This is a genomic window from uncultured Polaribacter sp., assembly GCF_947497125.1.
In the GTDB taxonomy this organism is placed as follows: Bacteria; Bacteroidota; Bacteroidia; order Flavobacteriales; family Flavobacteriaceae; genus Polaribacter.
Genome location: NZ_CANMFI010000001.1, coordinates 513,780 through 528,218, shown reverse-complemented (window position 1 = coordinate 528,218; position 14,439 = coordinate 513,780). Strand labels below are relative to the sequence as shown.

At 29.4% G+C, this 14,439-nt stretch carries 11 protein-coding genes; 3 read left to right on the top strand and 8 right to left on the bottom strand.

Annotated features, from left to right (window positions below; genetic code table 11):
* The first annotated feature begins 14 nt into the window (after positions 1–14).
* Positions 15–461, top strand: coding sequence for a FixH family protein (locus tag Q0678_RS02440; protein WP_299053357.1), 447 nt, complete (start codon positions 15–17; stop codon positions 459–461).
* Positions 461–1,162, top strand: coding sequence for a sulfite exporter TauE/SafE family protein (locus tag Q0678_RS02435; protein ID WP_299053354.1), 702 nt, complete (start codon positions 461–463; stop codon positions 1,160–1,162). The genes Q0678_RS02440 and Q0678_RS02435 overlap by 1 nt, the downstream gene beginning before the upstream one ends.
* Positions 1,163–1,203: 41 nt before the next feature.
* On the opposite strand, the gene Q0678_RS02430 is transcribed toward Q0678_RS02435, so the two are convergent.
* The 7 genes from Q0678_RS02430 to Q0678_RS02400 form a co-directional block, all read right to left on the bottom strand.
* Positions 1,204–1,569, bottom strand: a complete 366-nt coding sequence (locus Q0678_RS02430; protein WP_299053351.1) for a YchJ family metal-binding protein — start codon at positions 1,567–1,569, stop codon at positions 1,204–1,206.
* A gap of 130 nt (positions 1,570–1,699) precedes the next feature.
* Complete coding sequence (locus tag Q0678_RS02425) at positions 1,700–2,818, bottom strand: Fic family protein (protein WP_299053348.1); 1,119 nt, start codon at positions 2,816–2,818, stop codon at positions 1,700–1,702.
* Positions 2,819–3,012: 194 nt separating this feature from the next.
* Complete coding sequence (locus Q0678_RS02420) at positions 3,013–4,266, bottom strand: restriction endonuclease (protein ID WP_299053344.1); 1,254 nt, start codon at positions 4,264–4,266, stop codon at positions 3,013–3,015.
* Positions 4,266–7,487, bottom strand: coding sequence for an AAA family ATPase (locus Q0678_RS02415; RefSeq protein ID WP_299053341.1), 3,222 nt, complete (start codon positions 7,485–7,487; stop codon positions 4,266–4,268). Before Q0678_RS02415 ends, Q0678_RS02420 begins: the two co-directional genes overlap by 1 nt.
* Before the next feature lie 317 nt (positions 7,488–7,804).
* Positions 7,805–9,199 (bottom strand): tRNA uridine-5-carboxymethylaminomethyl(34) synthesis GTPase MnmE, encoded by a 1,395-nt coding sequence (gene mnmE, locus Q0678_RS02410; protein ID WP_299053770.1) that lies wholly within the window; start codon positions 9,197–9,199, stop codon positions 7,805–7,807.
* Positions 9,200–9,499: 300 nt separating this feature from the next.
* Positions 9,500–9,931 (bottom strand): DUF4268 domain-containing protein, encoded by a 432-nt coding sequence (locus Q0678_RS02405; RefSeq protein WP_299053338.1) that lies wholly within the window; start codon positions 9,929–9,931, stop codon positions 9,500–9,502.
* 44 nt (positions 9,932–9,975) lie between these two features.
* Positions 9,976–10,557, bottom strand: coding sequence for a tRNA-(ms[2]io[6]A)-hydroxylase (locus Q0678_RS02400; RefSeq protein ID WP_299053335.1), 582 nt, complete (start codon positions 10,555–10,557; stop codon positions 9,976–9,978).
* A gap of 103 nt (positions 10,558–10,660) precedes the next feature.
* Here Q0678_RS02400 and Q0678_RS02395 point away from each other — a divergent pair, with 103 nt between their 5' ends.
* The gene (locus Q0678_RS02395; protein WP_299053332.1) at positions 10,661–12,484 is read left to right on the top strand and encodes a sodium:proton antiporter; all 1,824 of its coding nucleotides are present in this window, start codon (positions 10,661–10,663) and stop codon (positions 12,482–12,484) included.
* Between the two features lie 5 nt (positions 12,485–12,489).
* On the opposite strand, the gene dnaX is transcribed toward Q0678_RS02395, so the two are convergent.
* Positions 12,490–14,184 (bottom strand): DNA polymerase III subunit gamma/tau, encoded by a 1,695-nt coding sequence (gene dnaX, locus Q0678_RS02390; RefSeq protein WP_299053329.1) that lies wholly within the window; start codon positions 14,182–14,184, stop codon positions 12,490–12,492.
* Positions 14,185–14,439: the final 255 nt, after the last annotated feature.

The following is a 14,439-nucleotide window of genomic DNA, read 5'->3' as shown; positions in this document are numbered from 1 at the left end:
AAAAACTAGAAATTATGAAATTTAATTGGGGAACAGGAATTGTAATTGCTATCATAGGTTTTATATCTTTTATCTTATATTTTGTAATTACCATGAGTACTAATCATCAGTTTAGTCATGATTTAGTGACCGAGAAATACTACAAAAAAGAATTGGGGTTTCAAGATGAAATTGATGCAGAAATTAATGTCAAAGAATTAAAAGGAAAATTTACAATTAATAGAGCTAAAAATGGACTTCAAATAGTGTTTCCAGAAGAGCTAAAAGCAAATGAAATAAAAGGAAAAGTGTTCCTATACAGACCATCTAATAAACAGTTAGATTTTGAAATACCTATTTCAATTTCTAACACATATTTGCTCGTGCCTGAGAAACGTTTAGTAGATGGTCGTTGGAACATAAACATTACTTTTAATTATAAAGACAAAGCGTACCTCTTAAAAAAAGAAATTATTTATTAATGTATTTATCTGCGTTACTTTTTGGTTTGCTGGGTAGTTTTCATTGTGTTGGTATGTGTGGGCCTATTGCTTTTATGTTACCAATTGATAGAAAAAATAAGACAAAAGGTTTTTTTCAACTTTTAAATTATCACTTAGGCAGATTGTTTACTTATAGTCTTATAGGATTGCTTTTTGGTTTTTTAGGCAAAGGTTTTTTCTTGTTTGGTTTTCAGCAACAAATATCTATTCTTGTAGGTGTTTTAATGATTGTTTTTATCTTATTTCCTAAACTTTTAAAAAAAGTAAATTTCTCTTCAAAAATAACAAGCATAGTATCCAATTTAAAAAACAGATTGGGTAGCGAGTTAAAAAACAAAAGAAACGATACTTTTTTTACCATTGGTTTTTTAAACGGGTTTTTACCTTGTGGTTTAGTGTATATGGCTGTCTTTGGCGCGTTGGCTACTACAAATATATTTTCGGGTAGTTTGTATATGTTTTTATTTGGTGTAGGCACCATTCCGTTAATGACATCTGTTGTTTATTTAGGAAACTTTACCAAAGGTGCTTTTAGAAAAAATATCCAAAAATTATTACCTGTTTTTGTAGTATGTATTGGAGTGCTATTTATTTTAAGAGGTTTGGGGCTAGGTATTCCTTATATTTCTCCAGTACCAATAAATAGTGAAGCTGTATCAACTGTGGTTGGTTGTCATTAGTGTATAATTTTTTTAAGGAAAACTTAAAAAACTTCATGCATCTATTGTGCTTCTTTATATACCCAATGGTTCTTTTCTTGTACAAATAAGGAATTTTCATGTATAACATTTAACATTCCATTTTCATAAAAGTAAGCTTTAAATTCTACCGTGTTTTCTGTCTTATTTAGCACTTCTAATTTTATCCATTCTACAGATTTTGTCCAAGCTAATATTTCTTTTTTTTCAGCTTTATTAGGTCTTGTACTGCTATGATGACTTATTTGTAAATAGTCAATATTCCCCATCACAAAAGCACTATATCTAGAGCGCATTAATTCTTCTGGTGTAGTTACAGAAAGTATATTCTGGTGTGCTTTTTTACAACAGTTAAAATACAACTTAGATGGATTACAAGGACATTTCATTTTTATTTACTAATACAATATGTAATAATCCTTTATTTTAAAGGGGTTTGAGGGTGTTGGGTGGAGTTTTGGTGTAGTGTTTTGTCTTCTTTTGATTGATTTAGTCAAGTAAAAGAAGAAAAATATAAAATTAAATGGTTTTTATATTCAATTCATAACGACTGCTTTTTAAGGTTCCTGTTTTTGTTAAAACACCTTTATCCACCATATCTTTTAAATCTCTAGTAGCGGTGGAAGCAGATGTTTTAGCAATTTTAGTATATTTTTCGGCACTTAATCCACCTATAAAACCAGTATATCCAGCTTCAAAGATTCTTAACGATACTTTATATTGTCGTTCGTTTAATTGATTTTTATATCGTTCAAAAAACTTTGCTTTTTCTACAATAAAATCTACACGTTTTAAAGTATTTTCTTGAGCATTTAAAATAGTTTCACTAAAGTATTGTAACCAGTTGGTAATTTCTAAAGTTGTATTGTTTGTTTCAAGTGACGTGTAATACATTTTTCTATTACCTTCTATGGTGTGTGATAATGAACTTAATGTTGGCTGTTTAGAACTGATGGCAATAGATTTCTCAGCTAATGCTCTAGCAATTCTTCCATTTCCATCTTCAAAAGGATGAATACATACAAAATATAAATGCGTAATGCTAGCTTTTGCAAGTGGTAATATATTTGTATTATTTGGATGATGAACTTTATTGAACCATAAAATAAATTGTTCCATTTCAATAGGTACCTTGTCCGAGGGAGGAGCTTCAAAATGAACATTGGGTCTATCAAGTCTACCAGAAACAACTTGCATTGGATCTGTATGTGTTCTATAGCTTCCAATATTTGTTAAATCTCTTCTACCATTGGTTAACATTTTATGCCAATTAAACAGTAGATTATGACTTAATGGTTGATTGAAGTGATGATACAAATCAACCATCATTTCAGAAATGCCAAGTTCTGCAGGTGCTATTTTTCTTTTGTCCGTAGCAAAACCAAGATTTTTTTTAATGGAAGATTGTACACTTTCTCTATTCAAAATTTCTCCTTCAATTTCTGAAGTTTTTATAGCTTCTTCACTAAGTATTTCTACTAATAAATCATCTTTTGAGACCCCTTCTATATGTTTTATGGCACCTAATACAAGCCCTGAGTTTTTAGAAAATTGCATTTCTAATTGTTCAAGAGACTCTTTGTTGTAAGTAAAATTTGGCCATTCTTTGTGTAACCAATTCCAATTTTTATATACCATGAGCTATAAATATGATTTTTATAGCTCAAATATAATGAAAATTTGGGCTATATATTTATTTTTATAGCTCACTTCTTATTTTGAGTTAATTTATATGTGTTTTAAACCAACTTAACAAAATGAAACAAGTAAAGATTTGAGATAAGGAAGTACAAAGACATAGTGAGGTAAGATCTGTTACAAGCTAACGATTATTACTCAATATCAAGTAAATTCAGAATATCTTTGCCAATACTCATGTTTAGTGTGTTATTATCCATAACCTTAATAAATCCTAATTTGCATTGATTTTCTTCTGTTCTACCTTTATGAAAATCACCAAAATCTGTATTCAAATCAACAGAAGTAGGGTATAGTAACATACTTTTTGATGCATTCCAATACATGTTGTAGGCATACATTTGTTTCAAATCATTATCACTTGGTTTTTTAGGGTCGATAACTTTCCATTTGGTATCAATAACATATGTAGAAACGGTTCTGTCTTCTTCAGTTTTTTCGATAACAATATCTGGTTTTATCACTTTAGTTTCCCAAAATTGTTTTCTGTTTTGGAATTTTACTTTTAATGTGTCTGTTTGAATTTTTGCCAACATTCTATATACGTATTCTTCCCAAAGCATATTCATATCAAATAATAAAGCTAGCATATTTTCTCTACCACCTTTAATGTCTGGCGAATAGTTTAATAATATCATTTTAGCAATTTTAATAGCTTCTTGGTAATCTATTGTTTTTTTATTGGCAGTGAGTTTGTCAAAATGAGATTTATTAATATTGATTTCTTTTACTTCTGGAAAATAACTTAACACTCTTTCAATTCGATCATTCATAGAAATGTTATTTGAAATATTTTTTAGCGTTAATAATGCTTTAAGTAGTATTTGATTTATTAAGTGGCTATAATCATACACTTGATGATTCGTGTAAAATCGTTCTTTATGAACTAAATTATGTTGTACATTTTTAGAAAATTCAAGTCTTCCTTTTAAAGCTAATACATTTCCACTTTCTTTTCTATATTGTTTTATTAACCCTTTATTTATAAGCATATTTACTTCATCTAAAAACAAATCGAAGTACAAGTCTAATAATGAATGATGACGTTTTTTTAAGGAAGCCTTAGATACTGAATCTATTTTTACTCTCTTACATTTAGCTAACATTTTTAATAAAACTGTATGCCATTGTCCTTTATCATCTTCTGTTGGTAAATGTTTGTCTGCCTTTGGAAGAATTTCAATAGTAACGGTACCAATTTGTATAACACCAACATAGTTTTTAAATTTCACACCATTTCTAATGGCTTCAAAATAAATATTTTTATTAGCATCATTAAATTGCCAAAGTTTATCAATTACTTTTTTACCCAATGCTTCCGTTTTAAAAAAAGAAGTATCAGAAGCAACGAGTCTTTCAAATTCGAAAACTTGTATAGGTTTTAGCATTATATTGCTTTAAAATCCCAAAGGTTATCATTATTAATTTTAAAGATTGGTTTAGATTTTAGATCTTCAATAATATCAGAATCATAGTGTTTAAATTGCGAAAAATTAAATACTTCATCTTTTCTATCTATAAATGAATCACCCAAAACAAGACCAATTTTGCCAAAGTCACCAAAAAAGTATTCCTCTAATAATGGAATTACTTTGTTTTTAAAGGCCTTTTTTAAGCTTTTTTCTGAATTTACTTTCAAGAAGTATGAGTGCCCTATTTTATGATCTTTATCAATTAGTTTTTCAATACGATTATTAATTGTGGTAAGTAAGGTTTCTAAGTCAACAGTATTATTATCTTTTAAAGTTATAATACCTTTTCGTTCTCCAGATTTTCCAACTGTTTTCAATAAACTTGGTTTTGGAGGTGTCTCTTCAAAAACAAAACGTCTTCTTAATGCCGTATCTAAAGCTTCGATACTTCTATCAGCAGTATTCATTGTGCCAATAATATAAAGGTTTTGGGGGACTCCAAATTTAGTTTTACTATATGGTAATTTTACTTTTAAAGCTTCATCTTCTCCTAAACGCTTATCTTTTTCTATTAAAGTAATAAGTTCTCCAAATATTTGAGAGACATTTCCTCTATTTATTTCATCTATTATTAAAACAAAAGGCTTATTTTCTTCAATGATTTCGTCAGTTATGTTATAGATGTTTAAATACTGAATTAAGTAATCGTAATAAGGCCTTAAACCTCCAATAATATCTCTTTCGCCAAGTGCTAAGTCTTTTAAAGTATCAATTACTAAATCATGACCTGTACCTCCAGAGGCTTTTCTAAACTTAATATGCTTTTCTGTTATTGATGTAATATGATACGAAGTTTTTGTCATTGCAATTTCAATCTCTGAATTTTCAGACTGCTCTAACTCATCTCTTAATTTCTTTATTCTTTTATCTAAATCTACCCTTTCAGAAACAGAAGCGACTTTGTCTGTGCTATAAAGTTCTGCGTCTGCACATATTTTTTTAAAGATTCCTTCTTCAATGTCATACGTTACTATATCATCTTTTGTTTGTGGTTTAATACCTTCTACAAATTCTTCATAACTCATAGACTGATGAAATGTTGTAAATACAATTTGATTTAAATCAACTAATCTTTTGTATTCACTTTTAATTTTTGCACGATCTTGATTTAAGTTAAAACTAGGATTTGCAATGCCAACAGCTTTAGATATAGTTGCGTAAGTTTTTCCAGTACCTGGAGGGCCGAAAAGTATTTGATTTATAGGCGCTTTGTTTAATTTAGTTTTACTACTAGTCACTTGCGACGTATTAAATTTATATTCTAAAAATTGATAATAATTTGTTTTCCCTAAAATAGCTCTAGGTCTATGCGTACTTTCTCCATCACTAAATTTAAAAAAAGCACTTTTTTCATCTTGATAAGCTACTTTATCGATCGTTTCAATAATGGTTTTATAGTTTAATTTAGATGCTTCAAAAAGATCAATTTCAAAATAGGTGTTATAAGTATCTAAATATCTATTTAAGGTTTCTTCATCATTATTAAAATAGTTTGATTTAGGTTTACTGATTAACCAATTGATAAATTCTTTTTTAACATTTTCCATTTCCTGTCCAAATAATAATTTGATGTCTTCTTCACGCTTAACTAAAAGTATTGTTTCATGCCAATTACCAGCTCCATTTCCTCTAGGTGCTTTTCCTTTATATAGAGATCCGTCTATTTTTTTTAATTCTAAACGTTCTGTTTCATTATCTTTTGATAGAACTTCGGCTTTATAATGAATTACTAAATCATGAGATCCGCCATAACCTTTTATTATAATATAATCGCCAGATTGAATTTCTTTAAATAGTTTTCTTGCTCTTATTGCAGCCTTTCTTGTATCGCCTTTAGTATAATCTATAGCTTGCCAGTAACTTTCCTTTTTAAAAGTTTCTAACCTTTCTGAGTTAGAATTAAATCCTAAAGCCCAATATTTTTTATTACTCATCTTTAATTCTTTTTTTTTGATAAATTTTTTGCGATACTCTTTATCAAATAAAGCTTTTCTAAAGGCAGAATTATCATAAATTTTTGCTAGTGCATGATTGTCTCTTTCAATTTCATTTTCTACTGCAAATTTTATTTCTTCTAAATTATCTATAACTTCTTCAAACTTTCGGTCATTGTACAAGTAAGCTATTTCTTCACCAGAAAAAACTTCTCTTTTACCATTAACAGTTACTGAATCTTTATTAGATATATAGTCAAAAGTTTCTTTATTTAAATTTAAGCAATACCGTTTTCCTATTTGAAAACTTAAACGGTTTTTTGCTATACTAAAGACTAATTTTTCTTCGTCTTGTATATCTAGGTCTTCTTTTAATTTATCTAGTATGTTAAAATAATTTATTAATGCAGTAGGGTTTAATTTTCGAATCGTTTTTTCAAACTCTTTTTCGTCTTTTATAAAAATGAAATTTATTTCAGAGTTTAATTGAGACCATTCTTCTTTTATCTGCATTGAATGCTCTAGATAATCTTCCCAAATGTTAAAGCTAAAATTTTGATCATCAAATTGTTGTTCTATAAGGTTGTGTCCTTTGTGAATACCACCAGATAGTCCGTCTTTATTTACAATAAAAAATTGTTGATATGCATATTGAACGCTTGGCGATGATTTAGGTATAATGGCAACCCAAACATTATCAGAACCATAATTTTGAGAGCCTTGAAAACTGACTATATGTTTTGTAACATTTTCTAAATTATTAGTATTAATTATTTCATCTGCTAATTGATTAAGTAATGTTTTTACTTTATTGTTTTCTGATGAATTATGAATAAAAGGGAATAATATTTTAAAGGTATGACTCCAGTTAGGAAACATACCACTTTTACTATCCTTATAGTTATCCATGCTTTGCTTTACTGATTCCGTTAAATTAAAATATGCTGAAACATTTCTATTTTCTATTGCTTTTTTTAGTTCTTTTACTACTATTTTAGTTACAGTATTACCTTTTTTTAATTCGTTTGCAATTAAAAAACGTAAAGTATTTACAGGTCTAAATTCACGTTCTGGTTTATACTGAATTATAACTTCATCTAAATTTTCTTTATTTTTATTAATATATTCAAAAAGCTTATCTTCATTATTACTTAAATTGTTTAAGAAACTTGCTTTCTGTTTTATAATTTCTATTTCTTTCATTTTCTTTTTTAAATCAATCCTTAATTTTACCGTTCTTAATTTCATCAAAATTATTTATCAGGTCAAAAGTATCAGGTTCAATTGATTTCCAATTTTTACCTGTGTATTTAAAATTGTAATATAAAGAATCGTTTTCAGAATTATTACAAAGTACAACCTTAATTACACCTCTATTAAAAAATCTATTTTGAGGTGGATTCTGGTGTCCATAATTATCCTATAAAAGTAAATTAAAAGAAAAGAACCTCAAAGTATTTTGTTTTAAAATACTGATTTAAAGACTTTTGTTTTCTTTTGACTTCCTTTATTTTACTTTATTACTTCCCAATACAAAAATTACCAAATATGTGTCCAAGTATGTCTTTGTCAACATCATATTCTCCGGTAATATTTCCTAAATGGCGAAGACATTCTCTAATATCAATAGAAAATAAATCGGTAGAAATTTCTAAATCAATCCCTTCTTTAACAGAATTAATTGCTTGTAAGGCATTATTTAAAGCTTCAAAATGACGTGAATTGGTAACAATAGTTTCGTTATTACTTAAAGCACCAATATTTACCAAAGCAGTTAATTCCGCTTTTAATTCTTCAATACCTGTTTTTTGCTTTGCAGAAAGTAAAATTAAGGGTTCAATTTCAGACTGTAAGACAGCCAAATCATGACAACTAATGGTGTCTGTTTTATTAGCAATAACTAACAAACGTTTGTTAGGAAAACGTTCTTTAATTGTTTTAATTTCTTCGATAAAATCTTCACTAGCGTACGAAAATTTATTGGCGTCTATTAAGAAAATAATCAGTTGCGCATTTTCTGCTTTTTCATATGCTTTTTTAATTCCGATACTTTCTACAACATCTTCAGTTTCTCTAATTCCTGCAGTATCAATAAATCTAAAAGCTACGCCATCAATAATCATTTCATCTTCAATGGCATCGCGTGTGGTACCAGCAATATCAGAAACAATGGCTTTCTCTTCATTTAAAAGTGTATTTAATAAAGTAGATTTTCCAACGTTTGGCTCTCCAATAATGGCAACCGGAATTCCATTTTTCATCGCATTTCCAAAAGCAAAAGAATCGATCAATCGTTTTAAAACAAAGCTAATTTTAGAAACCAACTCTATAAATTTTGTTCTGTCAGCAAATTCAACATCTTCACCAGAAAAGTCGAGTTCTAGCTCAATTAAAGCAGCAAAATCTAGCAATTGTACACGCAATTCTTTTAGTTCGTTGGTTATACCACCGCGCATTTGTTGAATTGCCATTTGATGACTTGCCGCAGAATTAGATGCAATTACATCAGCAACAGCTTCAGCCTGGCTCAAATCCATTTTTCCGTTTAAAAACGCACGCATGGTAAACTCGCCATTATCTGCCATTCTACAACCATTTTCAAGAAATAACTGAATAATTTCTTGCTGAATAAAGCTAGATCCATGACAAGAAATTTCAACAACATCTTCACCAGTATATGAATTCGGATTTTTAAAAACCGACACCAAAACTTCGTCTATAATTGAACCATCTTTAACAATATGCCCTAAATGTATGGTATGTGTTTTCTGTGTTTTTAATGATTTTCCTTTTCTAACAGATTTAAAAAAAGTATCAACAATACCAATCGCATGGTCTCCAGAAAGTCTAATTACAGCAATAGCACCAACGCCAGAAGAAGTTGCCAGCGCAACAATTGTATCATTTTTAATCATGGTGCAAAAATACGCAAACATTTTTTTGCTTCGTGTAAAAATGCATTCAAATTAACTTTTTATTACCTAATTTACTTGAATTTAAATACCATTAAAACGGGTCACAGAGATCAGTCAAGCTATTCTTTTAAGCATCCAGATTTAAAATATTTTTTGGGCGTTACCACGCAAAAAAGCGTGGTCAGGCTTTACGCACTCGCTTCCCGAAAAATCGGGAGAGCTCAAACAAATGCTACAATCCTTAACGCGTGCTAGTTTGCAGGCATAAAGAGAGTTAAGTAGTAGTTGATTGTTAAGAAATTATATGTTTTTAATAATATCTTCATATTCATAAAAAAACAGTTCAAACTTAGGCATAACTTTTACATAAAATTCAAAACAGTCTCTCCAAGAATTTTTATTGTAAACACTAAATTTGTTAAGATAAGGCACATAGATTCTGTGAATTGTTTTGCCACTTTCTAAAAGGTATTCATCATCAAAAATTACTTCAGGGATGTCGGTTTCTAGTATCGTTTTTAAAGAAAGGAGTTGGTCATAATACAATAGATTTACCAATTCATCTGGGTTTTCAATATCTAAACAAACCATTGCTTTTTTTCTATCTGCAACAAATTTAAAAGCAACTCCTTTTATTTTAGTATTGTATAGTAGCCATTTTCTCGGAAAAGATTTTCCAAAACTAGTCCAAAATTCTTTTCGCAATTTAGCTGCTTCTTCTTTAGAAAACATAATTTTAAATTAGTTCTTTTTTTAGTTTTACAAACCACTATCAATTATCCATGAATTTTAGCTAAATGACCACGTTCTCGCATCATTTCAGCTTCAAAAGCAAGCAAAGCATTCCATTTTTGATCTACAATTTCTCGATCTTGGTATTCGCGGGCAAATTTTAAGAAAGTAGTATAATGGCCTGCTTCAGAAATCATTAAATTTTTATAAAATTTAGACAATTCTTCATCTTCCATATTTTCAGAAAATACTTTAAAACGTTCACAACTTCTTGCTTCAATTAAAGCGGCAATTAATAAACGTTGCACCAATGCATCTGTTCTATCACCAGTTTTCTTAAAAAACTTTTGCAGACGAATGGCATAATCATTTTTTTGTTCACGCCCTAAAACCATTCCGCGCTTTACCATTAGTAGGTGAACCATTTTAAAATGTTGCATTTCTTCAATGGCAATATTGCTCATTTCTTTTACCAACGCTGTTTCTTCAGAATAATTGATAATAATAGACACGGCATTAGATGCTGCTTTTTGTTCTAAAAAAGCATGATCTGTTAATATTTGCTCTAAATTTACTTTGGCAATTTCTGCCCAAGAAGTTTCGGTTTCAAATTGTAATCCTAACATTGTAAAGTTTCCTAAATTTCTACAAAATTAGGCATTATTTTGAAGAAGAATAGTACTGTTTTCTTATTTTTTTATAACTTCCCCAAAGATTTAAAAAGTGACTATGTTAGAACTTGCAGGAATTATTATTTTAGGAATATTGGCACAATGGGTTGCTTGGAAATTTAAAATTCCGGCAATCTTACCATTAATATTAATTGGACTTTTAGTTGGGCCAATTGCTGCTGCATATTTAAGTGAAGATGGTTCTAAATGGATAGAACCCGTCTGGAATGGTACCAAAGGTTTATTTCCTGGAGATTCTTTGTATTATTTTGTTTCTTTGGCAATAAGTATCATCCTTTTTGAAGGTGGTTTAACCCTAAAAAGAAGTGAAATTAAAAATGTTGGACCTGTTATTACAAAACTAATTACAGTAGGTTCTGCCATTACTTTTTTTGGTGCAGGTATTGTTGCTCATGAAGTTTTTAATTTAGGTTGGGAAATTTCTTTTCTTTTTGCAGGGCTAATTATTGTTACTGGTCCCACCGTAATTACACCAATTCTTAGAAATATTCCTTTAAAGAAAGATGTTTCTACCGTTTTAAAATGGGAAGGAATCTTAATAGATCCAATAGGTGCTTTGGTGGCGGTTTTGGTGTTCGAATTTATTAGTGTTGGCGGTGGCGGCGGCTTTACCAAAACAGCTTTAATGGAGTTTGGTAAAATTTTACTATTCGGTACTAGTTTTGGTTTTACGTTTGCACATGCTTTGGCTTATGCAATCAATAAAAAATTAATTCCGCATTATTTATTAAATGTAGTTTCTTTGTCTACGGTTTTATTGGTGTTTGTAGAATCTGAACTTTTTGCACATGAGTCTGGTTTATTGGCAGTAGTAGTAATGGGTATGGTTTTAGGTAATGGTAACTTAAAAAATTTAAAAGAATTACTGTATTTTAAAGAATCGCTTAGTGTTTTATTGATTTCAATTTTATTTATTTTACTAGCAGCAAACATCAATATAGAAGACTTAATGTTGTTGTATACCTGGAAAACAGCGGCACTTTTTGCCATTGTAGTTTTTGTAATTAGACCTTTGGCAGTTTTTATTAGTACATTCAATTCAAAGTTAAAATTTAATGAAAAGTTATTTATAAGTTGGGTAGGTCCAAGAGGTATTGTTGCGGCGGGTATTGCTTCATTATTTGGTAGTAAGCTTTTAAAACAAGGGGTAGAAGGTGCAGAATATATAACACCATTGGTATTTATGATTGTTTTAGGAACCGTGCTTTTAAACGCAACTACAGCAAGATTGTTTGCAAAAATGGTAGGTGTTTTCTTAAAAAGCTCAGACGCTATTTTGTTTGTTGGTGCTTCTGATCCTGCAAGAATTATTGCAAATTATTTAAGGGAGAAAGGAAAACGTATCATTCTAATAGATTCTAATCACAATTTTATAGAACAAGCTAAAAAGAACGATTTAGAAGCTTTAAAAGTAGATATTTACGATGAAGATTTAACGGACAATATAGAGTTGAATGATGTTGGTTATTTAATTGCTATAACCGGTAGTGATATGGTAAACAAGTATGCATTAAATAGATTTTCAAAGGCTTTTGGAGAACATGGTTCTTACAAATTGGCTTCTTCAAAAGAGATCTTAGATGCTTCTACACAAGAAAGACAACACTTTTTTACACCTAATGATGATTATATTAATTTAAGTGAGGCGTACAGAGAAAATCCTGAGATTATGGAGGTTGAAATTAAGGATGAAGCTGCTTATAATAATGTGTTGTTTTTACTTTCTAAAGAAGAAAAATCGATACCATTATTTATAGAAAAAGGAAAAGGAATTTATTTAATACCAGAGTTTGAAAAAACCAAAGAGACTAAAGAAAATTTAACGCTTTCTTATTTAGGAAAAAAACTAAAAATGGAGTAGTGGGCTTATAAATCCAACTCAAAAGAATGCTTTAATTTGTCTAAAAGAGGGTTTTTTTCTTTTAACTTATTGTACTTTTCTTGAGGTGTGTATGCAAACTTTTTTTCTACAGTTTCATTTAAGATAACTTCAATAGAAATACCATAATTATTTAATTCTTTTCTTAAATAGTTTAAAATTTTAGGTCTCCCTTTTTTAAACTGATCTTTCATTAATTTATTTGGTACGGTAAAAGTAATTTTAAAATTATCTTTTAGTAGCGGAACATCTGTGCCAACAATAGACGCCATACTTCGTTCTCCTTTTTCATTTAAAATAGCAATATATTTTTTCCAATAATCCTGAAGGGTTTGTTCTGTAAATATATCTTTAGGATGGTTGTCAAAATTTTCTTCAGAAGTTATTTTTTTTTCTTCTTTTTTCTGATGAATACTCTTTAAGGATAAAGAAGAAGTTCTTCTTTGAGCACTTTTTAAAACAGGACTTTTTAATGATGGAGGTGGTACTTGAGTTTTTAAAGCTGTAATTTTTATATCTTTTTTCTCAATCGATTTTACCTCATCTTTTAATTTTTTAGCGGGAGACAGAGATTGAAAGAAAGTAGCGGGAATTATGTAGTTATTGCTCTTTTTTTTTTCTCCATCAAAAGTGATAGAGGCAATTTGCATTAGAGTTAATTCTACAAGTAATCGCTGGTTTTTACTCGTTTTAAAATTTAAATCGCAATCGTTAGCTTTGTTTATGGCTTGCATTAAAAAAGGAATGGTTGCTTTTGTAGCCTGTGCTAGATATTTTTTCTTAGCAGCATCGCCCACTTCTAATAAATTTAAAGTAGCCTTATCTTTAGCGACTAGTAAATCTCTAAAATGACTTGCCAATCCGTTTATAAAATGGTGACCTTCAAATCCTTTTGATAGAATGGTGTTAAAAGCATTTAAAACTTGAGGTATTTTATTTTCTATAACCAAATCAGTCATATTAAAATACGTTTCGTAGTCTAAAACGTTTAAGTTTTCGGTAACCGCTTCTCTTGTTAAGTTTTTTCCAGAAAAAGAAACAACTCTGTCAAAAATAGAAAGTGCATCTCTCATTGCGCCATCTGCTTTTTGAGCAATAATATGCAGGGCATCATCTTCTGCCGTAATCTCTTCTTTTTCGCAAATTACTTTTAAATAATTTTTAGCATCTAAAACACCGATACGTTTAAAATCAAAAATTTGACATCTCGATAAAATTGTAGGAATAATCTTATGTTTCTCTGTTGTTGCTAATATAAAAATTGCATGTGCAGGTGGTTCTTCTAATGTCTTTAAAAAAGCATTAAAAGCCGCTTGAGATAACATGTGTACCTCATCAATAATATACACTTTATATTTACCCGTTTGCGGAGGTATGCGAACCTGTTCTGTTAAACTTCTAATATCATCAACAGAATTATTAGAGGCAGCATCTAGTTCAAAAATATTAAAAGCAAAATCTTCATCAGCAGCAATTTCTGCATCTTGTTGATTTATTTTTTTTGCTAGTATTCTTGCACAAGATGTTTTTCCAACACCTCTTGGCCCAGTAAACAATAGTGCTTGTGCTAAATGGTTGTTTTCTATAGATTTTAATAACGTATTTGTTATGGCTTGTTGCCCAACAACATCCTCGAAATTTTGAGGACGATATTTACGTGCTGATACTATAAAATGCTCCATTAAAATATTTAGTATTATAAAATTTTGATTAAGAACCGACGATAACTATAATAGATTTTCGATGGCACTCAAAAGAGATAAATTTATTTATCCAATTGTTTAACAAAAATAGCTATCTAAAAGGTTTTAAGCAAAAAGGTTTCTTAACAAAAGGTGAAAGTTGTAAACAACTTGTAAATAATAGCCATTTCATACGACTATCTTTGTAAATCAATAAATATACCTTTTTAGGTGGTAATTGTAAAATTAATTGAA

What these genes read in the sequence shown, in the direction of transcription:
- Q0678_RS02440 (WP_299053357.1), top strand. Translation starts at nt 15, where the DNA reads ATGAAATTTAATTGGGGAACAGGAATTGTAATTGCTATCATAGGTTTT.
- Q0678_RS02435 (WP_299053354.1), top strand. Translation starts at nt 461, where the DNA reads ATGTATTTATCTGCGTTACTTTTTGGTTTGCTGGGTAGTTTTCATTGT.
- Q0678_RS02430 (WP_299053351.1), bottom strand. Translation starts at nt 1,569, where the DNA reads ATGAAATGTCCTTGTAATCCATCTAAGTTGTATTTTAACTGTTGTAAA.
- Q0678_RS02425 (WP_299053348.1), bottom strand. Translation starts at nt 2,818, where the DNA reads ATGGTATATAAAAATTGGAATTGGTTACACAAAGAATGGCCAAATTTT.
- Q0678_RS02420 (WP_299053344.1), bottom strand. Translation starts at nt 4,266, where the DNA reads ATGCTAAAACCTATACAAGTTTTCGAATTTGAAAGACTCGTTGCTTCT.
- Q0678_RS02415 (WP_299053341.1), bottom strand. Translation starts at nt 7,487, where the DNA reads ATGAAAGAAATAGAAATTATAAAACAGAAAGCAAGTTTCTTAAACAAT.
- mnmE (WP_299053770.1), bottom strand. Translation starts at nt 9,199, where the DNA reads ATGATTAAAAATGATACAATTGTTGCGCTGGCAACTTCTTCTGGCGTT.
- Q0678_RS02405 (WP_299053338.1), bottom strand. Translation starts at nt 9,931, where the DNA reads ATGTTTTCTAAAGAAGAAGCAGCTAAATTGCGAAAAGAATTTTGGACT.
- Q0678_RS02400 (WP_299053335.1), bottom strand. Translation starts at nt 10,557, where the DNA reads ATGTTAGGATTACAATTTGAAACCGAAACTTCTTGGGCAGAAATTGCC.
- Q0678_RS02395 (WP_299053332.1), top strand. Translation starts at nt 10,661, where the DNA reads ATGTTAGAACTTGCAGGAATTATTATTTTAGGAATATTGGCACAATGG.
- dnaX (WP_299053329.1), bottom strand. Translation starts at nt 14,184, where the DNA reads ATGGAGCATTTTATAGTATCAGCACGTAAATATCGTCCTCAAAATTTC.